This is a genomic window from Pseudarthrobacter siccitolerans (genome assembly GCF_001046895.1).
GTDB classification, from domain to species: Bacteria; Actinomycetota; Actinomycetes; order Actinomycetales; family Micrococcaceae; genus Arthrobacter; species Arthrobacter siccitolerans.
Genome location: NZ_CAQI01000042.1, coordinates 226,620 through 248,174 on the forward strand (window position 1 = coordinate 226,620; position 21,555 = coordinate 248,174).

Annotated in this window: 20 protein-coding genes; 5 read left to right on the forward strand and 15 right to left on the reverse strand. The window is 63.4% G+C overall.

Going from position 1 to position 21,555, the window contains the following annotated elements:
* The first annotated feature begins 292 nt into the window (after positions 1 to 292).
* From ARTSIC4J27_RS10285 to ARTSIC4J27_RS10305, 5 genes are all read left to right on the forward strand, one after another.
* The gene (locus tag ARTSIC4J27_RS10285) at positions 293 to 1,315 is read left to right on the forward strand and encodes an ABC transporter substrate-binding protein (protein ID WP_050055094.1); all 1,023 of its coding nucleotides are present in this window, start codon (positions 293 to 295) and stop codon (positions 1,313 to 1,315) included.
* A gap of 118 nt (positions 1,316 to 1,433) precedes the next feature.
* Positions 1,434 to 3,086, forward strand: a complete 1,653-nt coding sequence (locus tag ARTSIC4J27_RS10290; RefSeq protein ID WP_050055095.1) for an amidase — start codon at positions 1,434 to 1,436, stop codon at positions 3,084 to 3,086.
* A gap of 69 nt (positions 3,087 to 3,155) precedes the next feature.
* Complete coding sequence (locus tag ARTSIC4J27_RS10295; RefSeq protein ID WP_050055096.1) at positions 3,156 to 3,473, forward strand: DUF4286 family protein; 318 nt, start codon at positions 3,156 to 3,158, stop codon at positions 3,471 to 3,473.
* Between the two features lie 57 nt (positions 3,474 to 3,530).
* Complete coding sequence (locus tag ARTSIC4J27_RS10300; RefSeq protein ID WP_050055097.1) at positions 3,531 to 3,929, forward strand: GlcG/HbpS family heme-binding protein; 399 nt, start codon at positions 3,531 to 3,533, stop codon at positions 3,927 to 3,929.
* A gap of 76 nt (positions 3,930 to 4,005) precedes the next feature.
* Positions 4,006 to 4,614 (forward strand): NIPSNAP family protein, encoded by a 609-nt coding sequence (locus ARTSIC4J27_RS10305; protein ID WP_050055098.1) that lies wholly within the window; start codon positions 4,006 to 4,008, stop codon positions 4,612 to 4,614.
* A 93-nt stretch (positions 4,615 to 4,707) separates the two neighbouring features.
* Here the strand turns inward: ARTSIC4J27_RS10305 and ARTSIC4J27_RS10310 are convergent, their stop codons facing one another.
* From ARTSIC4J27_RS10310 to ARTSIC4J27_RS10380, 15 genes are all read right to left on the reverse strand, one after another.
* Positions 4,708 to 5,910: an acetyl-CoA C-acyltransferase gene (locus ARTSIC4J27_RS10310; protein WP_050055099.1), complete on the reverse strand. Its 1,203-nt coding sequence runs from the start codon at positions 5,908 to 5,910 to the stop codon at positions 4,708 to 4,710.
* Positions 5,911 to 6,748: 838 nt separating this feature from the next.
* Positions 6,749 to 8,401 (reverse strand): malate synthase A, encoded by a 1,653-nt coding sequence (aceB, locus tag ARTSIC4J27_RS10320; RefSeq protein ID WP_050055101.1) that lies wholly within the window; start codon positions 8,399 to 8,401, stop codon positions 6,749 to 6,751.
* Positions 8,402 to 8,476: 75 nt separating this feature from the next.
* Complete coding sequence (gene aceA, locus ARTSIC4J27_RS10325; protein ID WP_050055102.1) at positions 8,477 to 9,793, reverse strand: isocitrate lyase; 1,317 nt, start codon at positions 9,791 to 9,793, stop codon at positions 8,477 to 8,479.
* Between the two features lie 154 nt (positions 9,794 to 9,947).
* Positions 9,948 to 11,015 (reverse strand): YeiH family protein, encoded by a 1,068-nt coding sequence (locus ARTSIC4J27_RS10330; protein ID WP_083435408.1) that lies wholly within the window; start codon positions 11,013 to 11,015, stop codon positions 9,948 to 9,950.
* Between the two features lie 188 nt (positions 11,016 to 11,203).
* Positions 11,204 to 11,341 carry a hypothetical protein gene (locus tag ARTSIC4J27_RS22780; RefSeq protein WP_161799567.1) on the reverse strand — a complete coding sequence of 46 codons (138 nt, stop codon included), beginning with the start codon at positions 11,339 to 11,341 and terminating at the stop codon, positions 11,204 to 11,206.
* A 68-nt stretch (positions 11,342 to 11,409) separates the two neighbouring features.
* Positions 11,410 to 11,883: a MaoC family dehydratase gene (locus tag ARTSIC4J27_RS10335; RefSeq protein ID WP_050055103.1), complete on the reverse strand. Its 474-nt coding sequence runs from the start codon at positions 11,881 to 11,883 to the stop codon at positions 11,410 to 11,412.
* On the reverse strand, positions 11,880 to 12,641 hold the full coding sequence (locus ARTSIC4J27_RS10340; RefSeq protein WP_050055104.1) for an SDR family oxidoreductase: 762 nt from the start codon (positions 12,639 to 12,641) through the stop codon (positions 11,880 to 11,882). The genes ARTSIC4J27_RS10335 and ARTSIC4J27_RS10340 overlap by 4 nt, the downstream gene beginning before the upstream one ends.
* A 51-nt stretch (positions 12,642 to 12,692) precedes the next feature.
* Positions 12,693 to 13,346, reverse strand: a complete 654-nt coding sequence (locus ARTSIC4J27_RS10345; protein ID WP_050055105.1) for a histidine phosphatase family protein — start codon at positions 13,344 to 13,346, stop codon at positions 12,693 to 12,695.
* A 104-nt stretch (positions 13,347 to 13,450) separates the two neighbouring features.
* Positions 13,451 to 14,716: an MFS transporter gene (locus ARTSIC4J27_RS10350; protein ID WP_050055106.1), complete on the reverse strand. Its 1,266-nt coding sequence runs from the start codon at positions 14,714 to 14,716 to the stop codon at positions 13,451 to 13,453.
* Entirely contained in the window at positions 14,713 to 16,035 is a 1,323-nt protein-coding gene (locus ARTSIC4J27_RS10355) for an MFS transporter (protein ID WP_083435409.1), read from the reverse strand. The genes ARTSIC4J27_RS10350 and ARTSIC4J27_RS10355 overlap by 4 nt, the downstream gene beginning before the upstream one ends.
* An 86-nt stretch (positions 16,036 to 16,121) precedes the next feature.
* A complete protein-coding gene (locus tag ARTSIC4J27_RS10360; RefSeq protein ID WP_050055108.1) occupies positions 16,122 to 17,282 on the reverse strand; it encodes an acyl-CoA dehydrogenase family protein in 1,161 nt (386 codons plus the stop codon).
* A 65-nt stretch (positions 17,283 to 17,347) separates the two neighbouring features.
* Positions 17,348 to 18,235: a 3-hydroxyacyl-CoA dehydrogenase family protein gene (locus tag ARTSIC4J27_RS10365; RefSeq protein ID WP_050055109.1), complete on the reverse strand. Its 888-nt coding sequence runs from the start codon at positions 18,233 to 18,235 to the stop codon at positions 17,348 to 17,350.
* Entirely contained in the window at positions 18,232 to 19,041 is an 810-nt protein-coding gene (locus ARTSIC4J27_RS10370; RefSeq protein WP_235436631.1) for an enoyl-CoA hydratase/isomerase family protein, read from the reverse strand. The genes ARTSIC4J27_RS10365 and ARTSIC4J27_RS10370 overlap by 4 nt, the downstream gene beginning before the upstream one ends.
* On the reverse strand, positions 19,041 to 20,267 hold the full coding sequence (locus ARTSIC4J27_RS10375) for an acetyl-CoA C-acyltransferase (protein WP_050055110.1): 1,227 nt from the start codon (positions 20,265 to 20,267) through the stop codon (positions 19,041 to 19,043). The genes ARTSIC4J27_RS10370 and ARTSIC4J27_RS10375 overlap by 1 nt, the downstream gene beginning before the upstream one ends.
* Before the next feature lie 60 nt (positions 20,268 to 20,327).
* Positions 20,328 to 21,530 (reverse strand): acyl-CoA dehydrogenase family protein, encoded by a 1,203-nt coding sequence (locus ARTSIC4J27_RS10380; RefSeq protein ID WP_050055111.1) that lies wholly within the window; start codon positions 21,528 to 21,530, stop codon positions 20,328 to 20,330.
* Positions 21,531 to 21,555: the final 25 nt, after the last annotated feature.

Sequence of the window (21,555 nt, forward strand, 5' to 3'; positions counted from 1 at the left end):
ACCCCTATCACCGTGCCATCTTTGGCGCCCTTCCAATGCATCCACTCACTCACGAGACTTGGGTCACTCCGGGTGTTTGAGTTCGCCGTCCGAACCCAAATGCCAGGTGAGCTGCTCCCACCATCCCAGTCGAACAACCCGGATGGGTGGCCAGGGCAACCGGAATCACGCACGAATCAACCAAACAGGAGAATGAATGTTTGAGCCACAGAGTGAGGGAGCGCTCGGGGGTCTACGGGCATCTGACAACAGAGTCTCGCGCCGGAGGCTGTTAAAGTGCGCGGGACTTGGCGTGGCGGCCTTTGGCACTGCCTCGTTGCTCGCGGCCTGCGGGGACAACGTGGTCCCTGCGGCTTCCAAAGCAATGCACAAGTTCGCCGTTGCGGCATTCCCCGGCGACGCATACTTCCTTGACACCATTAACCTGGAAAACAAGATCTACGCCGCGCATAACCTCGACGTTCCGAAGCACATCACCCCGCAAAGCGGTGTCCAGGCATTCCAACTGCTGGTAGCAGGTGCCGTCGACGGCTACGCCGCCGATACGGGGCTCCTGATGGCAACCCACGCTAACAGTTCCAAGGGCAAGCGTCCGGTACTAATTGGTTTCCGCAACCTCCAAACCACCTATGGGATTATTGGTGGCCCGGATAGCCAGTGGCCCGCCCCCGACGCGAGCTTCGAGGAGAAGATGCAATCCCTGAGGGGCAAGAAGATCGGCGTCACGGCAGTAGGCGCCGGCGGGGACCTCCAGTTGGGGCTGGCACTTGAGCTGGCGGGCATGAAGCCGGGCGACGTGACGGTGCTGGCTGTCGGCCCCACTGCCCAAGCAATCCCTAACATCAAAGCCAAGCGTATTGATGCCTATGTGGGGGTTCAGTGGACGGCAACGCGGTTCATTGCTAAGGAAGCAGCCGGGACGATCTTGCTCGATTTCGCCGATGCCAGTGCACCGGAGTTGCTTCGCAACCAGGCGGTCGTCGCCATCGCGGTCCGTGAGGAAACGGCGCAGCAGAATCCGGACATTGTCCAGAATTGGTTGGCGGCGCAGGATGCGGCCAGCAAGTGGATCGGTGAGAACAAGGATGCTGCGGCCAAGCTGCTTAACGGTAACGGGCTTGGCGGCAAAGCACCTGAAATTGCCATGGAATACGTCCGACACTACGGTGCCACTGTGCAGCCCCAGCTCACGCCGATGTTCAAGGCGACGAGAGAAACTGTTGAAAACATGTCCGAGCTCGCGTTGCGTTTTGGCAGCGTCCAGAAGGGTGACATCACCTATGAGCAGCTCGTCCCGGAATTTGCCCGCGCCTAGACAAATTCAGTTCACAACATACACCGGCCTGAATCGGATTAAGTTCCGGCGCCGGTTCGACGGGACTTGCTAACCATCATATTTCTGACGGATTGGGGATCACTTTGGAACTACACGCATGAGTACAGCCGCTGGATCCACCGAACTCCACCACTTGGGCATCGCACAAGCAGGGGAGCTCATCCGCTCGCGTTCGCTTTCATCCGTTGAATACGTCAAGGCGCTCATAGCTCGCACCGAGTCACTTGACGGGCAACTGCACACGTACGTCACACGCAGCTTCGAGAACGCACTGGAACTGGCGCGCGGGGCCGACAGGGAAATCGCAGCGGGTCGCTACCGCGGTCCGCTCCACGGCATCCCCTTTGCACTCAAGGATTGCTTTGACACCGCGGGGATCCGGACCACCGGGCACTCCAAGGTACTGGCCGGGAACGTGCCGGTGCGCGACGCCGCAGTGACTGCGCGGCTGCAGCAAGCCGGTGCGCTGTTAATGGGTAAGCTGGCGCTTCACGAGTTCGCCCACGGCGGGCCGTCGTTTGACGTGCCCTGGCCGCCCGCCCGAAACCCTTGGAACACTGCCCGCGTCACGGGAGGATCCTCAAGCGGTTCGGCCGCCGCTATCGCCGCGGGGTTGGTGCCGGCGAGCATCGGCACCGACACTGGCGGGTCCATCCGCGTTCCGGCATCCCGCTGCGGGATCACGGGGCTGATGCCCACCTTCGGGTTGGTCGGCCGTTCCGGCGCGATTCCCCACTCTTACACCTTTGACCGCAGCGGGCCCATGGCGCGGACGGTCGAGGACTGCGCGATTCTGCTCCAGGTGATTGCGGGCCATGACCCGGGCGATTCGGGCAGTGTGCTCCACTCTCTCCCCGACTATCGAGCTGCACTTGGGCAGGACCTGCGAGGCCTGCGGATCGGCGTTCTGCGGCACAACTGGGAGGAAGAGGTCGCAGTTTCCGATGCCGAGCACGGGGCCATACAGGACGCACTTGGTGTTCTTCGGGAGCTGGGAGCAACGCTGGAGGATTGCCGGATCAGGCCGATGCGCAGTTATACCGACATCAAGACGATCATCGCCGAAACCGAAGTGTTCAACGTCCACCTGCGTGACCTGGCCGTCCGGCCCTCCGATTTCGGTGCGGATATCCTCGGCCGCATGCTCCCCGCCATGCTGTTCACCGCCACCGACCTCATCAAGGCCGGCAGGGAACACCGGCGGGCCATCACTGAGATGGAGCCGCTGTACCGGCGGTTCGATGCCTTCATCACCATCTCCTCCGGCGAAGCCCCGGCTTTCTCAGCGCATGACCCGTTGGGGTTCTGGAAAAACGCCAACCATTTCACCGCGGCCAATGTGACGGGCCAGCCGGCGCTTGCCCTGCCCCACGGCTTCGGTCCCGGCGGAATGCCGCTCGGCATGCAGATCCTAGGCAGGCCTTTCGGCGAAGCGTTGATCCTCCGCATCGGCCACGCCTATCAGGAGGCTACGGAGTGGCACCTGCGCCGTCCCGTGTTGGTCGATCATGCCGACGCGCCGTCCGTGGACGAACCCCCGCTGCTGGCCGGCACCTCTGGGGAAACCAGCGCAGGGCTGCGCGAGGCGTGCCTGGCCGCGGCGCGCAGTTTAGGCCTGAAGCTGTCCGGGCGGATGTTCGCTCAGCTTTTGGAAGGAGCACCGTACGCCTTTGCGATGGCCGGCCGGATGCCCGGCGACCACGGGCATGCTGAGGCTCCCGCCAATGTCTTCGCCGTCCGGCACCCATAAAAGCCCTTGGAAAAGACTGTAAAAACACTCCCTAGCGCCGCCGTAGCGGCCGTCTGAAAGGTCATACCCATGAAGGACAACACCGAATACATGTGGCTCGTCCAGCTGGACATCCCGGAGGAATTCGATGACGAGTTCAACCGCATCTACAACACCGAACACGTGCCGTTTATCGCCAAGGTGCCAGGTGTCCTGAGCGTCCAGCGCTACGTGCTGGAACGGCCAAACCCAGGCGTGCAGCGGTATGCAACGGTCTACCGTGTGGTCTCCCCCGACCTGCCGCACACCCCGGAATGGAAAGCCGCATCCGAACAGGGTGACTGGGCCTCCAAGATCAGGCCGCACACGTTCAACGCCTCGCTGTCCATGTTCCGTGCCATCCCTTAGCCACGGTCCACGATTCCCAAAACCTCTTTCCCTTCGCCACCCGAAAGACAGGCCATAATGTTCACACTCGCCCAGGCAAACCTCGTCATTAGCGGCGCCATGGACAAAGCCAGGGAACTGGACATCAAGATCAGCGCCTCAGTCTGTGACGCCGGCGGCCGTCTGCTCGCCTTCGGGAGGATGGACGGAGGGCACTGGGGTGCCGGCTACGGCTCCCAAGGAAAGGCCGTCGCTTCAGCCGGCTTTGCCAAGCCCAGCGGCCTGCTCGCCGAGCGTGCCACGTCACCGATCATGTCCGGCATTGCCCAAGCCGAAGGCGGGCATATCTTCTATGCGAGAGGCGCGGTCCCGATTTTCAGCAAAGGCATCCTGGTTGGTGCCTGCGGTGTGGGCGGCGGCACCGGCGAGCAAGACGAGGAATGCGCAACCGCCGGCGTCACCGTGCTGGGGGAATGAACCCACGTATGAGAAACACCTCCGGTCCGGCCGCCCTGGCACCGGAAACTCCGTTGACCAGACGAAAGAAGCGCCAATGATTTACGAAATCCGTTCCTACCAGGTGGCCTCGGAGAATGTGCCCGAGTTCGAGCGACGCTTCGGCAGCGGCTTCGTCGACCGTGCCGCCTTCTCGCCTTTGACGGGCTTCTGGCACACCACGGACCAGCCGCAAAGTGAAGTGATCCACGTTTGGCCCTACCAGGACCAGGCCGAGCGCACTAAGCAGCGTGCCAGCGCCGCACAGCACCCGAACTGGCCCCCGGCAACTGGTGAATTCGTCGACCGGATGATGGTGGAGCTGGTCATCCCGTTCGACTTCGTTGAGGAGCCGCTCCCCGCCGCCATCGGACCGGTCTTTGAAGTCCGGTATGACTACTTCAAAGTCTCCGACCTTCGCGCGGCCGGCGAGGCATGGTCGAATTGGATCAGGAAGCGCAGCCAGCACGACTCGCTCGTGCTGGCCGGGCGCCTGGAGTTCGGTCAGACCAACGGCGTCGTCCAGATCTGGGCTTGCGGGGGCGGGGAGGTCCCCCCGCGCTCACTTGGGTCTGCAGGGGCCGCCGCGTCCCCTGCAGACTGCCCTGCACCGCTCTCAACCTCAGTGAAGAGACTGGCCCCGGCCCGATTCTCACCGCTGCAGTAGCCTTGGATGACGCAGGCGGTTCCCCGACGCGGGGCCGAGGGGAACCGGCTTCATGCATTCTCCGGCGCGCAGACGCCGGATTTGCGGCCCTGTCTAGCGTGCAACCTCGAATAGGCCCGCCGCTCCCATACCCCCGCCCACACACATTGAAACCACGACGAATTGCTGGTCACGGCGCCGCCCCTCGAGCAGGGCGCTGCCCACGGCCCGCGAACCCGTCATCCCGTACGGGTGGCCGAGAGCGATCGCGCCGCCGTTGACATTCATCTTTTCGGGGTCGATCCCCAAGAAGTCCCGGCAGTAAACGGCCTGCGACGCGAAGGCCTCGTTCAGTTCCCACAGCCCGATGTCGTCAACGCCCAGCCCGTGGAGCTTCAGGAGCTTCGGAATGGCGGTGACCGGACCGATCCCCATCTCGTCGGGTTCGCACCCGCTGACGGCGATTCCGCAGTAGTAGCCCAGCGGGTCCAGCCCCAGGGACGCAGCGTACTCGCTGTTCATGAGGACGTTGGCTGAGGCTCCGTCGGAGAGCTGCGAGGCATTGCCGGCGCTCACCGTCGGATGCGTTGTGAATTCTCCGGGCTGTAGGACTGTACGAAGCCCCGCAAGAGTAGCGGCGGTGGTCCCAGGACGCACTCCTTCGTCCTGGGACACCAGCTGCTCAAACTCGCTGACCTCGCCGGTAACCTTATCGGTCCGCAATGTGGTCACCCGAATCGGTGCAATCTCGTCGTCAAAAAGGCCATTCATCTGCGCGAGCGACGCGCGCTGTTGCGACAGGGCGCCCATCCGGTCCTGCGCCTCTCGGCTGATGCCATATCGCTCGGCCACGAGTTCAGCAGTCCGCAGCATCGGCATGTACATGCCGGGGTGGTTAACCTCAAGCCACGGATCCCTGCTGCGATATTTGTTGTGAAATTCGTTTTGAATCAGCGAGATGGATTCGACTCCGCCGCCCACCGTGACTGCCATAGAGTCGACGAGAATCTGCTTGGCCGCCGTCGCGACCGCCATCAGGCCCGAGGAACACTGCCTGTCAATGGTTTGCCCAGGAACGGTCACAGGCAGCCCCGCGCGGAGCGCGCCTTGGCGGGCGACGTTGAAGCTTTGCGTCCCTTGCTGCGCGGCGGCACCCATGATGACGTCCTCCACCAATGCCGGGTCCAGTCCAGTTTTTGCCAGCGCGGCGGCGATCGCGTGCCCGGCCAGTTCGGGAGCTGAGGTGTTGTTAAAAGCCCCGCGGTGAGCTTTACCAATGGGGGTTCGGGCGGTGGCAATGATGGCTGCTCTGGTCATGGGGTGCTCCTAAGCAAGAGTGGTCAACGGAGAATGAGGTGACCGGGAGTCGGCAACTCGGCGTGGGTCAGACTGCAGGTTCCTTGGAGAGCCGGGAGGCAACTTAGGCGACATCCCGGCTTCTTCGGTTCGCCGTTGAGTTATTCCACCCGGGATGACAGCCAAGGCGTTACGAAAAGCCGGAGAGAAGGTTCCCGGCGCGGCATCCCGGCACGCGGACGGTGAGGCCACGGCCGAGAGCGAGGTCAAGCATGCGCTTCTCCTGGGGCTGCTGGCGACTTGCGCTGCGTACGGCAAAAGGCAACGAAATCCTGCATGCTGTTCAGATTTGGTTCGGACATGATAGCTCAGCAGTTGGCGCGTGTTTGGCTGGCCTGAGGTTCAAATCAAGGAGAAATGGTCAATGGGCGCATCCAGTATCGATTGTTCGGCAACCCTCCACGCCTTATAGCCCTCGGCTTTTTCATACAGTGCCCGGGGCTCAACGCCCTGTCTGCTCAGCCACAAGGCGTCACCGGATGGTGACACTGTTTCAACCTCCCCGAAGCGAATATGTCGTCCGTTCCTCCGGATCCAAATGAACTGGCCGGTCAGAGAGGTCCAGTCTTCTATATGCTCATCCATCGCTGCGCCAACTCCAATCTGCTCGTCCTGTTGATCTTAAAAGCTGAGTGCTGTCATGAGGCCGCCAATATCGATCGATGGCACACGGAGCCCCGAGATACGGCTACACCTGCTGAGGTATGGCATGGCTGTAAAACACCGATTGGGCACATCCGACGCTCGGGTTTCGGAGTGTGTTGCGGAGGGCATGGCGGCCCGGCAAACGGAAGTCTGGTCACGCCGCGGCAAGCTCCTCCACGGTGGCCTTTTCACGGACCTCGGTGAGGTAGCGGGCGTAGGCCGGCAGGGTGAGGAAGGACGGGAATTCACGGCTGAGAGTTACCTCCTCGAAGATGTCCCTGGCGTCCTCGAAACGGTCGCCGTCGAAGCGCTCCAGCCGGGCGAATTCCTCGTCCAGCAGTTCCTCCACCCACCCGTGGCTGACGATCTCACCCCGGTTGGTGATGGCCCGGGCATAGATCCACTGCCACAGCTGGGACCGGGAGATTTCGGCGGTGGCCGCGTCCTCCATGAGGTTGTGGATGGTGACGGCGCCGTTTCCGCGGAGCCATGATTCGAGGTAGCGGATGCCCACTTCGATGTTGTTCCGGATGCCCTGCTCGGTGATGGTGCCGGTGGTGGCGGCCACGTTGATCAGAGCGCGGTCGTTCGGGGTGACGTCCTCGCGGAGCCGGTCCAGTTGATTGGGTTTGGCGCCCAGGACGCTGTCGAACACTTCGCGGCAGACGGGCACCAGGTCGGGGTGGGCCACCCAGGAGCCGTCGAAGCCGTCGTTCGCCTCCCGCATCTTGTCTACGCCGGTCCTTAGCAGGGCATCAGCATTCAACGCCGGGTCCCTCCTACTCGGTACAAATGCGGCAGGGCCGCCGATGGCCATGGCGCCGCGTTTGTGGCAGGCGCGGACCAGCTGCTCGGTGTAGGCGCGCATGAAGGGGGCCGTCATAGTTACCTGGCTGCGGTCGGGGAGGACGAAGCGGGGCCCGCGGGTGCGGAAGTTCTTGATCAGGGAGAAGATGTAGTCCCAGCGGCCGGCGTTCAGGCCGGAGGCGTGGTCCCGCAGTTCGTAGAGGATCTCCTCCATCTCGAACGCCGCGGTGATGGTCTCGATCAGCACGGTGGCGCGGATGGTGCCCTGCGGGATGCCGAGCAGGTCCTGGGCCAGGATGAAGATGTCGTTCCAGAGCCGGGCTTCGAGGTGGTTTTCGATCTTGGGCAGGTAGAAGTACGGGCCTGCGCCTTGGGCGAGGAGGCGGCGGGCGTTGTGGAAGAAGTAGAGGCCGAAGTCCAGGATGCCGCCGGCGATGGGTGTCCCGTCGATGAGCATGTGTTTTTCGGGCAGGTGCCAGCCGCGGGGACGGACCACGATGGTGGGCAGTTCGCCGGCGGGGCGGAGCTTGTATTCCTTGCCCTCTTCGGTGGTGAAGTCGATCCGGCGTTCCAGGGCGTCGGTGAGGTTCAGCTGGCCCTTGATGACGTTGCGCCACGTAGGGGTGTAGGAATCCTCCATGTCAGCCAGCCACACCTTCGCGCCCGAGTTCAGGGCGTTGATGGTCATCTTCTTGTCCACCGGGCCCGTGATTTCCACCCGACGGTCCTCCAGGCCGGGTGCCGGGGGAGCCACCCGCCAGGAAGGATCATTCCGGATGTGCTCGGTTTCCCGCAGGAACCGCGGGTCCGCTCCGGCAGCGATGTCAGCCCGCCGGGTGCGCCGTGCCTGCAGCAGCTCCTGCCGACGCTCTGCAGTGGCCCGGTGCAGCTTTGAAACAAATTGCAGGGCCTCCGGTGTAAGAACTTCGCTCTGCCGCAGTACGGGCTGGGCAGTCAGTTCAGTACCAGTAATGGCTAAAATATCAGTGAAGTAGCTCACAGATGATCTCCTTAGAGTGCGGCAACGTGCGCTTCAGTTCGAGTGTGAATACAGGCCGCCGAAAGAGCATGTTTTTTAATGGAACTGGCCTTCTTCTGTGGATCCCACGAGAGCCAATGTTGATGCGTTCGGGTTGAGCGCGGTGGAGATGTCGTCGAAGTAGCCGGTGCCGACTTCGCGCTGGTGCTTGGTTGCGGTGTAGCCGCGGGACTCGGAGGCGAATTCCTTTTCCTGGAGTTCGACGTAGGCGCTCATGCCTTCGCGGGCGTAGTCGTGGGCGAGGTCGAACATCGAGTAGTTCAGGGCGTGGAATCCGGCCAGGGTGATGAACTGGAAGGTGAAGCCCATGGCGCCGAGTTCGCGCTGGAACTTGGCGATGGTGGCGTCGTCCAGGTGCTTGCGCCAGTTGAACGAGGGCGAGCAGTTGTAGGAGAGCATCTGGTCCGGGAACTCGGCCTTGACCGCCTCGGCGAACTTGCGGGCCAGCTCCAGGTCCGGGGTGCCGGTTTCCATCCAGATGAGATCGGAGTAGGGGGCGTAGGCCTTGGCCCGGGCGATGCAGGGCTCGATGCCGTTGCGGACCTTGTAGAAGCCTTCGGCGGTGCGCTCACCGGTGATGAATTCCTGATCGCGCTCGTCCACGTCCGAGGTGATCAGGGTGGCTGCCTCGGCGTCGGTGCGGGCGATGATCACGGACGGGGTACCGGCGACGTCGGCTGCCAGGCGGGCTGCGTTCAGCGTGCGGACGTGCTGCTGCGTGGGGATCAGGACCTTGCCGCCGAGGTGGCCGCACTTCTTTTCCGAGGCGAGCTGGTCCTCCCAGTGAACGCCCGACGCGCCGGCCTGGATCATGGACTTCATGAGTTCGTAGGCGTTCAGCGGGCCGCCGAAGCCGGCCTCGGCGTCGGCAACGATCGGGACCAGCCAGTCCTCGACGGTCTGGATGCCTTCGGAGAACTCGATCTGGTCGGCCCGGAGCAGGGCGTTGTTGATGCGGCGGACCACGGTGGGGACGGAGTTGGCCGGGTAGAGCGACTGGTCCGGGTAGGTGTGGCCGGAGTTGTTGGCGTCGGCAGCTACCTGCCAGCCGGAGAGGTAGATGGCGCGCAAGCCGGCCTTGACCTGCTGCACGGCCTGGTTGCCGGTCAGGGCGCCCAGGGCGTTGGTGTACCCGCCGGTCTTGTGCTCCTCGGTCAGCTGCTTCCACAGCTTCTCCGAACCGCGGCGGGCCAGGGTGTGCTCTTCGGAAACGCGGCCGCGGAGGCGGACGACGTCGGACGCCTTGTAGTCCCGGGTCACACCTTCCCAGCGCGGGTTGGCAGCCCACTCCGCTTCAAGGGCGGCAGCCTGCTGTTCGGGCGTCTGCTCGGTGGGCTCAAATGCTGAAGTCATCGTTGATCTCCTTGTTAATTGTTGCGTGGTTCATATGCCATGCAGCTGCTTCTGGCAATGGCGTGGAGGTGGAGCCTGTGAGGAGCTGTTATGGCCTCCTTGAGCGGGGCTGGATTGGTGGCGCTGCAGGGGATGTCGGTGCGAAGGGCGTCAACTAAATGAGTTGGACGCCCAGATAGGCCGCAGTTGCTATCAGTGCCCATGACAACATGGCAGCGAGGACCGCTCTTCCACCGGTCTTCAACAGGGAGTGGATTTGAACCGAAGCTCCAAGGCCATAGAGCGCCGCGGCTAATAGGACGTCCTGGACTACCCCCGCGATTTGGAGGGCCTCCGGCGGAAGGATCCCGAAGGTGCGGAGTATTATGGCAGCCACAAATCCAGCCACGAAGAGCGGGACCAGCGGTGGAAGTTTAGCGTCGCTTTGCTCAGAGCTTGCGCCCGCGCGTCGACTGCGGCGACGTTCGACGAAAGAGGCTCCCATGACCATGGGCGCGAGCATGAGGACCCGGGTCAGTTTTATAATCAACGCCCCGGCCAGGGCTGCCGTGCCTGCCGTTTGTGCCGTTGCCACAACCTGTCCAACATCATGGACACTCGCTCCGACCCAATGGCCGAATTCAACGTCGTCCAACCCGAGCATCCCCATAAGTGCTGGCAGGACACCAATTGCCAGTGTTCCGCAGAGGGTCACCAGGGCGATTGGAACAACGGTGTCTCGATGGTCGGTCTTGGTCGCTCCGCCCATCGCTCCAATGGCGGATGCACCACAAATTGAGAACCCTGTAGCCAGCAGCAGGGGCTGACGCCCGGGAAGTCCAAGTGCTTTGCCCAGTAGTAACGTTCCGACGAAGGTCAGAAGGACGATGCACACGACGATTCCTACCGTTCTCCATCCCAGGGCGACGACGTCAACAAGACTCAGTTTGAGGCCGAGCAGGACGATTCCCATTCGCATGAACCGTCTTCCGGCCAGCGTCAGCCCAGGTTGGAGAACTCCTTCAACAGACGTACCAACCTTGGGAAGGTTGGCAGAAAGAATTCCCAGCATCACCGCAATGGTGAGGAATGGCAGCATCGGGACGGCCAGGTGGAGCAGCCATGCGGCGGCCACGGCGGCGACAGCTACCGCCAGGCCGGGTAGCGGCTTCCATCGCAGACCTCGTGTAAGGAAAGAGTCCCGTCTTCCGCTTTTTGCCGGTGTGGCCACATCGTGAGTCATAGGTCTCTACCAGTCGCCCCGCACCTTCATAGAGGTCGGGCCGAACATCCTTTCTTGGACTGAAATATGTGCGTGCTGAGGGCTTCGATGCCTCGAGAAGGACATAAAGGTCAGCACGTCGGTCCCGACAACGCATACCTATCGGGAGTGGGCAATGATCGGAGGGCGCTCACCAGGGCGACGAAGAACTATTCCGTCGACGCAACAACCCAGGGCCGGTCATTCATGAGGGTTGTCAAGCCCTGCACCGGGCCGCCGCCGGCCGCCCGGCGCGAAGCAGGCCTGGGGGACGTTCGGGCGGTAGCAATGACGGGTGCTCTGGTCATGGGGGTGCTCCTTAGCAAGAGGCGTCGGCGGGGAATGAGATGACCGGGAGTGGGCAACTCGGCGGGGGTCAGAACGCAGGTGCTTCGTAGAGGCGGGAGACAACCTCGGCGACACAGCCCGGCTTCTTCGCTACGCTGTTGAACTCCTGCTCGACAGTGACCTGGACCGTTGACTGTGCCCAGTTGTCCTCGCGGTCAAGCGCCACCAGTTTCACCCGGCCACGCACACGCGAGCCGACCAGGACCGGGGCCGGATATCGGACCTTGTTCGATCCGTAATTCACGCCCATGGACAGCCCGTCGATGCGGAAGGTGTCGAACATGAAGCCGGAGACCAACGCGAGCGTCAGGTAACCGTGCGCCAGCGTGGTGCCAAACGGACCCGAGGCCGCACGTGTGGTGTCCACGTGGATCCACTGGTGGTCATTGGTCACCTTGGCGAACGCGTTGATGTCCTCCTGGGTGATGGTGCGCCATTCGGTGACGCCGAGTTCCTCACCGACACACTGCGCGAAGTCGCTGATGCCGTTGAAGATTCTCATGCTTTCGGTCCGCCCGCTACGTACAGCACCTGGCCGGAGACGAACCCGGCGTTCTCGGAGGCGAAGAAGGACACGGCATTGGCGATGTCCGCAGGCTTTCCGGTGCGGCGCGCCGGGATCGCTGCGGCTGCCTGGGCAGTGAAGTCCTCGAAGGTGATGCCCATGCGCTTGGCCGTGGAGGCGGTCATCTCAGTCTCGATGAAGCCGGGAGCGATCGCGTTGGCGGTCACGCCGAAAGGGCCTAACTCCAGGGCAAGAGTCTTGGTGAAGCCCTGTAGCCCGGCCTTGGCCGCCGAGTAGTTGGCCTGGCCACGGTTGCCCAGGGCCGACGTGCTGGAGAGGTTGACGATGCGGCCCCACTTGGCCTGGACCATGTGCTTCTGGGCGGCGCGGGCCACGAGGAAGGATCCGCGCAGGTGCACGTTCATGACCAGGTCCCAGTCGGAGACAGCCATCTTGAAGAGCAGGTTGTCACGGATGATGCCTGCATTGTTGACCACCACGACGGGAGCGCCCAGCTCCTCTGCGGTGCGGGCGACGGCAGTCTCCACGGCGGTCTCGTCAGAGATGTCCGCCACGATGCCGACGGCGGAGTGGCCGTTTTCGGTCAGCTCGGCGGTGAGGGCGTCAAGCCCGTCCTTGTCGAGGTCAATCGCTGCGATGTTGAATCCGTCGAACGCCAGGCGCCGGGCAATTTCGGCGCCGATGCCGCGTCCTGCTCCGGTGACCAGTGCCGTGCGTTGTTGTTGTTCAGTCATGATTAATCCTGTTTCCTTACTCTGGGGTGAAGTGGGTACCTGTTCCTGCCGCTAGCGATATGTGACCCAGGAGCGGGGAAGATGGCCGTGGTCGTTGAATGTCACCATCGTCTTCCCGGATGACCCGGTGACGATCTTGGTGACACCGGAATTAACGGTGACCCGGTTGAGTGCGAGCCATTGGGGAAAGCCGCCTTTGACCAGCCGGGCTACGGCCCAGGCAATGGCGCCTGAGCTCGAGACGACCACGGCGTCCTGGCCCGGTCCGAGCCCATCAACAGCGCTGTCGAGGGCCGCGTCGACCCGTTGTGTGAATGCAGGGAAAGACTCCAGATAGTCGGCGTCGTGTTTGTTGGAGGCCCAGCGGGCAGAGGCTTTTTCGAGGAGTCGCTGGAAGGCTCGCGTGTCGGTTTTGGCGCTGGGGTCTTCCTCCGGATAGATCTTCAGCAGGTCGGACGCGTTGAATTCGTCCCAGCCCGCGTCGATAACGGGCGTCGTGTCCCAGCCGGCAGCATCGATGACCCCCTGTGCCGTTTGGCGCTGGCGTTTCATTCGTCCGCTGACGATGCGGCTGGGCGTCATGCCGGCCTGCATGAAGTAGGTGCCGAGGGCTTGACTCTGATCTCTGCCGTGGGGTGACAGCCGGTCGTAGTCTTCGGTGCCGAATGATGCTTGTCCGTGCCGGACCAAATAGAGAACACTCACAGTCCCGACGGTAAGCCAACGTGGAGGTCGGGAACCATCCTTTTTTGGCTATCGGGGTGCCAGCAGGATACTTGCACAACCTATGGAGCGCCCCGGCAACGATGTCAATGGGTATCTGCCTGCCGCATAGCGGTGAGGGTCTGCCCACTCACGTGTAGTTCTCCTTTAAAATCATCGGTGACAACGAGCCTGCGCAGGCCAAGCGGGGCCATGATCATCATTACGCTTGCGGCCAGCAGACTCATCCAACCGGCCGAATAGCCCCAGTGGTCGGCCAGCAGTCCGAAAAGCACCGGGCCCCCGGCGAAGCCGGCGAACAAACCCATGGAGATCCGTCCGGTCACTGCACCGGCCCGGGACCCGGGGACCAGGCGCATGACCACCGTGAGCAGGATGACCATGGCCGCCGTTCCGGACAAACCATAGAGCGCGATCCCTGCCCACATGAGGGCTGGTGATCCCGATAGCGATGAGCCGGCTACCAGCCCCACGGCCACGGCGCTGGCCACGGCAATCAACGCCAGCGGCACCCCCGGGGTCCGGAATCGCTCCGTCAGGCGACCCCAGACCAGCCGTGATACCAGCCCGCTCACCCCCAGCACTACACCGCACACAGCGGCGATTTCGGGCCGCAGGTGGAGTCCCTCGAAGGCGTAGAGCGGCAGGTAAGTGGCGAGCGTCTGGTACTGAATGCCTGAGAGGAGCGCGTAGGCGACCAGCCACGCAAGTCCTGCTACATTGGCGTGGCGCGGCCGATCCCGGGAAGCGCGTGTTGGTGCGCTGCGTTGGGGATGCACGTGGAGGTAATGCAGGGCCGCCCATAGCGACAGCAGAGTGACCACGGCGCCCACCAGGAAGCCTGCCTGCCAGGACACCAGCGTGGCCGCCAGCGGGTAGGCCAGGCTGGTGAATACCTGGACAAGCTGGACGCCGGTTTGTTTCACTCCCACCAGCATCCCGCGGCGGCCCGGCTCGACCCGCAGGGCCACCATGCCATTGGTCAGCGGATTGGCCAGGCCAAGGGCCGCTCCAGTTAAGAGGGCACTAACCCACAGGCCGACCATGGACTGTGACAGTGCCGCCGTGACCATGGCGCACAGCCCGAAGCCGTGGAGCAGCAGGATGCCGGCGCGTTGGGAAAACCTGTCGGCGGTCCAGCCGAGCGGCGTGGACAGGAGCGCGGCGGCGGTAGCGGCCACCACGGCGAAGGATCCAAACTCCAGGCGCGTCAGGTTCAGGTCCCGTGACAGCACGGGGCCCAGGGCGCTCACTCCTGTGGTGAGCAGCGGTCCAATCCCAGTGGCCAGGGTCAGGACCGCCCCGAGGCCCATCAGGTGCGGGGTGGCGGATCGTGCACCAGCAGTGGTCACGGCTTCAGCTGTGCCATCACTCGCGCCGCGTCACGGTCGGGATTCACCAGGATCATGGCCAGAACCGCTCCGACGATCGCCACAATGCCGAATATTTGGAAGGATTGCGCGTACCCGACAGCGGGTGAAACGGCCTGGTCCACGATCATTCCTGTGAGTGGAGGGGCAACGATGCCGCCGAGGGCCATTAGCGCAAGGAACATTCCCAGTGACCCTGCCACCTGGTTATTGGGGCAGATCTGTGAAATGGCCGCGTTCATGATCGGAGCGAGGATGCAGCCGATTCCGTAGCCGATGGAGACGACGGCTACGACGACCATCGGGGTGTCGATATAGGGCAGCACTGCCATGAAAATGCCGCAAATAAGAAGTCCTGCTGCCGGGACGATTCCCCTCATGATCCGTGCACTCACGCCTCTGCTCATGAATTTGTCACTAAAGTACGTACTGGTGAACATGGCGAGCATGGCTGCGATGCTGGGGAACCCGAACATCGCTCCCGCCTGGAGGCGGGTGAAACCCAATCCGACTTCGAAGTAGGACGGCAGCCACGTGAGAACAACTGTCAGCAGCGCGTACATGGGGATTACTGCTGCGAGGGCACCCACGAAGGTTCCCGTGCGGAAGATCGACATCCAGGGAACAGCGGGCGGTGGCGTCGCGGCCGAACCCTTGACACCCGGAATCCGGACTTCGCCGTAGGGACCAGGGCGCCAGGTGAAGTACCACAGCACGCACCAGGCCAGGCCCACAACCACCATGGCGACAAAGGCGGAATGCCAGCCAAATTGCACGATGAGGAAGGCCAATGCCGGCGCTGCTGCGATCTTTGCCAGCGAACTTGACGAGGCGATGAATGCTCCTGGCAACGAGCGTTTTTCCATTGGGTGCCATGAATACACTGCCGTGTGGATGAGTGCTCCTGACGGCCCTTCGGTGAGGCCGAGCAGGAAGCGGCTGACCAGGAGGACCACGAAGCTGCCGGCGACGATCATGGGCACCATGCAGACTGCCCAAATCACGGCCAACGCCATCAGGGACCATTTAAGAGTGGCCCATTTATTGATAAGGCCGGCAAAGAACCCTCCTGCAGTGAACGCGAAGAAGAACACGCTTGCCGTCAGCCCGATTTGCGCTGAGGTGAGTCCGAATTCTTCTTTGAGGGGTTGGGCGACAAGTCCGAGCAGGATCTTGTCGCTGTAGTTGATCATGTAGAGAAAAACCAGTACTGATGTAAGGCCCCACGCCTTGGCGCGCGACTCTTGGCCCGGCGTCGTCATTTTTCCTGGCATGAGGTGCCGTGTGGTGACTTTGGACATGTCATTACCCTTCAAGTGTTGCGCATCGTCGCACAACAGTGTGGTGATCTGGTGCTTTTTCACTCGTCAAGTGCCAGGGGGGATTGTTAGCGGAAGGCAGGAACGCCGGTCAGCTTTTGGCCCAGGATGAGGGTGTGAATTTCGTCGGTGCCTTCGTAGGTCCGGACGGATTCGAGGTTGTTGGCGTGGCGCAGCGGTGAGTAATCCAGGGTGATGCCGTTGCCGCCGAGGATGGTGCGGGCTTCGCGGGCGATTTTGATGGCTTCGCGGCAGTTGTTGAGTTTGCCTACAGAGATCTGGTCCGGCTGCAGGCGGCCGGCATCCTTGAGCCGGCCGAGGTGCAGGGCGAGGAGGAATCCTTTGTTGATTTCGAGTGCCATGTCCACGAGCTTCTGCTGGGTCAGTTGGTAGCCGGCCAGGGGCTTGTCGAACTGCATGCGGCCTTTGGAGTAGTCCAGAGCGGCTTCGAACGAGTCGCGTGCCGCGCCCATCGCACCCCAGATGATTCCGTAGCGCGCCTCGTTGAGGCAGGAAAAGGGGCCTTTAAGTCCGACGACGTTCGGCAGCACCGAGGATTCGGGCAGGCGGACGTCGGTGAGTTCGATATCGCACTGGATGGAAGAGCGCATGGACAGTTTCGGCCCGATTGGTGTGGCCGTGAATCCCGGTGTGGACGTGGGCACCAGGAAGCCTCGTACGCCGTCCTTGGTCTGGGCCCAGATGACAGCAACCTGGGCCACGGAGGCCAACCCGATCCAGCGCTTGGCGCCGTTGAGGATCCAGTCGCTGCCGTCGCGCCGGGCATAGCTGGTCATGCTGCCCGGGTCTGAACCGGCGGTGGGCTCGGTCAGGCCGAAGCAGCCGATCACCTCCCCGGCGGCCATCGCCGGGAGCCATTCCTGTTTTTGGTCCTCGGAGCCGTGCTTGTAGATGGCGCTCATGGCCAGGGAACCCTGGACGGAAACGAGGGTCCGGGTGCCGGAGTCGCCGGCTTCCAGTTCCGCACCCGCCAGACCGTACTCGACGGCGGAGCGGCCGGCGCAGCCATACCCTTTCAGGTGCATGCCCAGCAGGCCGAGCTTGGCCAGTTGCGGGACGATCTCCACCGGGAAGTGCCCCTTTTCATACCAGCCTGCGATGTTCGGCTTGATCTCGCTGTCCACGAAGGAACGCACCAAGTCGCGCAGGGCAAGCTCTTCCGAAGTGAGCAGAGAGTCAAAATCAATCAGGTCGCTGATGTCGGACATGGTGGCCTTTCGCGGTGGTCGAGTGGTCGAGTGGTCGGGAGCGAGGGCGGCGAGGCGCCGCTGCATCAGCTCCAGTTGTAGAAGCCCTTGCCGGACTTGCGCCCCAGATCACCGGCAGCAACCAGGTCGCGCAGGATCTGCGGCGGTGCGAAACGGTCACCCAGGGTAGAGTGCAGGTACTCGGCTATGCCGAGCCGCACGTCCAGGCCCACAATGTCCGTTGTCTTCAGGGGGCCGGTGGGGTGTTTGTAGCCCAGGACCATGGCGTTGTCGATATCCTCGGCGGATGCGACGCCTTCCTCGACCATGCGCATCGCCTCGAGTGCGATGGCAACGCCAAGGCGGGAGGAGGCAAAACCGGGCGCGTCCTGGACTACGACGGCGGTCTTGCCGAGCGCGGACACCCACCGCCTCGCGGCAGCGATGGTCTCTTCGGAGGTCTTTTCACCTACAACCACCTCGATCAGCGTGGAGGCGGGGACAGGGTTGAAGAAGTGCAGACCCACGAACGCCTCCGGGCTTGGCAGTGCCTCGGCGAGCCTGCTGACTGACAGGGATGACGTGTTGGTCGCCAGGTAGGCGCGCGGGGAAAGGTGTTCCGCCACGGCGCTGAGTGCTGTCGCCTTCAGCTTGGCGTCCTCGGGAACTGCCTCGACCACGAGGTCGCAGCCGGCGAAGGCGGCATAGTCGGTGCTTGCTTCGAACCTCGTGAGGATCTCCCCGCGGTCCCCCAAGGCGGCCCCGCGGTCAAACGACGCGGTGACGGAAGCCGTGACCCGTTCCCGGGCGCCGCGGGCGGCGACGTCGTCGCGCTCGACGACGGTCACTTTCGAACCGCTGAGGAGGAAGGCGTGTGCGATGCCGGCACCCATGCGTCCGCCGCCCAGTACTCCGACGGTTGCTGGCAAAAGTCCTTCAGTCGTGCCGGCGGATGTTTCGTTGGTCTTTGTCATGACTGCTTCTTCCTGTCCAGGAACTGCTGCATGCGGTCGAATTTGGCCGCGGATTCAAACAGCACGCCCTGGGCGAGGTTGTCGATGAGTGGGTGGATCTCGCGAGGGCTGTGGAACACGGTCTTCGTCACCCTCACCGCGAGGGGGTCCTGCCGGGCAATGCGGTCGGCCAAGGCGTGGGCGGCATCCAGGAGATCCCCAGGTTCAACAAGTTCTGTGATCAGGCCAATATTGAGGCAATCCTGGCCTGTCAAGGTGCGTCCGGCGAGGAGGATTTCCTTGGCCAGGGGTTCCCCGACGAGTTCGCGCAGCCGCCACGTTGCGCCGGCGGCGGCCATAATGCCGAGGCCGGTTTCCGGGTTGCCCATCCGCAGGCCCGGCGTGCCAATACGGAAATCGGCAGCGTACGCCAATTCCGCCCCGCCACCCAGCGCGAAGCCGTCCAGTGCCGCGACGACGGGCATGGGCAGTTTCGCGATCCGGTCGAACAGGGAGGAGTTGATGCCGGCCAGCGCGTCATCCCGACGCCGTTCGCGGAGCTGGCCGATATCGGCACCGGAAGCAAAAATCGCCTTCGTGCCGGTTTCCGGATCGCCGGCACTGCCGGCCAGGATCAGGACCTTCGGCGTGCGCTCAAGGTAAGCACAGACAGCGTGCAGCTCATCCACCATCGTTTGGTCGATGGCGTTGCGCACTTCCGGCCGGTGCAGCCGGACCGTTAAGCGATCACCGCTTTCCTCAACCAGCAGCGCCACGAAAGCCGCGGCATCCAAGGCTGTCCCGGGGTCGTCCATTACCGCTGTCATCAGATGCCCTCGACGAGCAGGGCGGTGCCTTGACCGACGCCGACGCACATGGTGGCGAGGCCGAGCTTGCGGGTATTGCCAGTGAGTTCACGTTCCATGCGGCCGAGGAGAGTGACCACGAGCCGGGACCCGGAAGAGCCGAGCGGGTGGCCGAGGGCGATGGCGCCGCCGTCGGAATTCACGATGTCCTGCTCCAGTTTGAGCTCCCGCATGACGGCAAGCGACTGGGAGGCGAACGCCTCGTTCAGTTCGACGGCGCCCAGGTCGCCAATTGAGAGGCCGGCACGGTCCAGGACCTTGCGGGTGGCGGGCACCGGGCCGATACCCATGACCTCAGGCGCCACCCCGGCGGAGCCTCCTTCGAGGATCCGTGCCCGGGGCGTCAGGCCGTATTTTTCGATGGCGGCTTCGGAGGCAACGATGATGGCGGATGATCCGTCGTTGAGCGAGGAGGCGTTTCCGGCGGTGACCACGGAGCCGCCCTTGACGACCGGGCGCAGGCCGGCGAGGACCTCCGCTGTGGTTCCTGGCCGGGGGCCTTCGTCGGTGTCCACCAGGGCGGTGGCGCCCTTGCGACCGATGATTTCCACGGGCACGATTTCGTCGACAAACCGGCCGGCGTTGATCGCTGCCAGGGCGCGTTCGTGGGAGCGTGCGGCGAAGGCGTCGCAGTCATCCCGCGAGGTGCCGTAGACGTGGGCCACTTCCTCAGCGGTCTCCGGCATCGAGTAAGCGGCCTTCCCGTCGCGGGAACGCTCGCCGCTCAGGAAAGCCTGGTTGGTGAAGCGCCAGCCGATGGACGTGTCGAAAATGGCGCCGGGTTTGGCGAAAGCCTTGTCGGGTTTTTCCATCACCCAGGGGGCGCGGGACATGGACTCGACGCCGCCGGCCACGACGATGTCCGCGGCTCCGGCCTTGATCATGTGGGAGGCCATGATGATGGCGGACAGCCCGGACGCGCAGAGCCGGTTGACGGTAATGCCGGGGACGCTGTCCGGGTAGCCGGCAAGGAGCCAGGCCATGCGGGCCACGTTGCGGTTCTCCTCACCGGCGCCGTTGGCGTTGCCGAGGATTACCTCGTCCACCAGAGCGGGGTCGATGCCGGCGCGTTCGACGGCGGCGCGGACGGTGAGTGCCGCAAGGTCGTCCGGGCGGATGGAGGACAGGGATCCGCCGTAGCGGCCCACGGGTGTGCGGGCGCCGCCGATCAGGAAGGCCTCAGCCATATCTTGTTCATTCCTTAAGTTCATGTCGCAGGAGTCTTGTCGCGGTGCTGGTGGGGTGGCTCAGTTGAAGGCGGAGATGCCTGTGATGTCGCGGCCCACAATGAGTGCCTGCATGGAATCGGTGCCTTCGTAAGTGGAGACGACTTCCATGTCGGTCATGTGCCGGATGATGTGGTTCTCCAGGAGGAGTCCGTTGCCGCCGAGCAGGTCGCGGGCCTCGTTACAGATCCACTTGCCCTTTTGGGCGGTAGCCATTTTGACCATGGACGCCTGGGAATTCGTGAGGTGGCCGCGGTCGGCGAGTTCGGCCATCCGGGTGCACAGCAGCTGCATGGTGGTCAGCTCGCTGAGCATGTTCGCCAGCCGGGACTGGACCAGCTGGTAGGAAGCGATGGGTTTGCCGAACTGAATGCGGGTCTGGGCGTAATCGGCGGCGATTTCAAAGACCGCCATGGCGTGGCCCACGGCTTCCCACGCGGCGCCGCCGCGGGTGGCCTGCAGGACGCGGGACACGTCGCGGAACGAGCGGCAACCCTCGAGCCTGTTGGCCGCGGGCACGCGCATGTCCTCGATGAGGATATCGGCCTGCAGAATGGCGCGTTTGCCGACCTTGCCGGTGATCACGGTGGGGGAGTAGCCCGCCGGATAGCGGCCGGCATCGTCCTTTTCGACGACGAAAGCGTTGACGTTTCCGTCTTCAGTGTTGCGGGCGAACAGGACAATCACGTCGGCGGCGTGGCCGTTGCCGATCCACCGCTTATGCCCGTTGATGACCCAGCTGTCCCCGTCGCGGCGGGCGCTGGTTTCCAGGGCAATGGAGTCTGAGCCGTGATCGGGTTCGGTCAGGGCGAAGGCGCCTGTTTTGTCGATCCGTGCCAGGGCCGGGAGCCAGCGTCCTTTTTGCTGGTCGCTGGCGAGGAGGTTCAAGGCTCCCATGCACAGGTTGGAGTGGACTCCGAGGAAGGTGTTGAGGCTGCCGTCCGCGCGGGCCATCTCGCGGGCCACCATGCCGGCGGCCTTGCGGCTCATCCCCGGGCAGCCGTAGCCCTGGATGATGGTGCCGATGATGCCGAGCTCGGCCAGCGGCGGCAGCAGTTCGGCGGGGAACTCGGCCTTCTCCCAGTAATCGTTGATGATCGGGAGGACGCGCTGCTCGGCGAACGCCCGGACCTTGTCCCGGATGCCGGTCTCCTCAGGGCTGAGGTCATCATCGAGCCGGAAGTAATCGGAGACTGCTGTTTGACGGTCGGCCGTCGTAGTCATCTGTAAACCTTTCACGTGCGATCTG